The sequence below is a fragment of the Alkaliflexus imshenetskii DSM 15055 genome (genome assembly GCF_000517065.1).
In the GTDB taxonomy this organism is placed as follows: Bacteria; Bacteroidota; Bacteroidia; order Bacteroidales; family Marinilabiliaceae; genus Alkaliflexus; species Alkaliflexus imshenetskii.
Window position 1 is genome coordinate 1,215,216 of record NZ_KI912105.1, and the last position, 1,137, is coordinate 1,216,352.

The following is a 1,137-nucleotide window of genomic DNA, read 5'->3' on the forward strand; positions in this document are numbered from 1 at the left end:
AACTTTTTCTATCGGTGTGTTTCCTTTAAACTCCCCCTCCTCTTCATCCTGCGCCCACGAAAACAAAATCTTCTCCGGGTTATGAATCAAATCCCATTGAGGTTATCATCAGCACGGTAAAAACCGGTAGCCACCATCTCCACTACATGGCCTTTTAAGCCTTATTTCAAAGAACGTTACATCTAATGCTCTGCAAGATAGAAAATTTCCGGTACTTACTTTTTCTTCAATTGAAAATATTCAGTTGAAGGGTTTTTCAATTGAAAAAAAAGTTCAAGGATGCAGTGATGTCCGGATTTGAGCGGAACCAGTCATTTACAACCCGTAGGCAACTTCTTAAGCCTAGCGGTGGCAGGTCAAGGCTTTTGGAAAAAATACTACCCTGAGGAACGACGGGTGGAGATTTTTTCCAAAACCCGAAGGGCTTGGCCTTGCGCGGGGTTGGCCGGGGGGCTTTAACTTGGCCGAAGCGGTTTAAATGGCGGTTTTTTATGGGATGGGGTGTTATTGTAAATATGGATTTTCTCTCTTTTTTCTTCCCTTCTCTGATTACAACCTGCTGATAATATGGAACTGTGCGAAGGTAAAACAGCCTTGAGCTAGCGTTGGGATAGCGGCTGCAAAAAAGTGGAGAGAGGAACGAACGAAGCGGTTTGCAGACGCTGTGCGCGCGAGCCGACTGCGAGTACGACCGAGGCCTGACGGTGAGAGCTGACGAAGAATGAGGAAGCGAAGCCGGCAGTGGCGTTTACGCTGAGGCTTTGGCGGAGTTTTTGATTTGCGGGATGGTTTTTCGTGCGGTGGCTCAAAAACTGTGACAAAGGCGAACCGAGGGAGTTAGCAGGCGAGCCTTTTCGCAGCAGCGGTTGGATGCGTGGCGGCTTGGGCCATAGCGTAGAGAGGCACGAACGGAGCTGTGGACCAAGTGGCCTAAGCAGACAAAGGAGCTGCAGTGAGGAAGAGGAAGGAAAGCAAAAAACATGACAAACTGGAGCGTAGCGTAACCCGGAGGGAACCGAAGGGCGGACGGCGCTTGTTTTTACCTTATAGAGCTTGCTTTTTAAAAACAAGTGCCGGACGGTTTGGCGTGCTTTTTTGCTGACTGACGATGAGGAACACCGCTTTACCGGGTCTGTG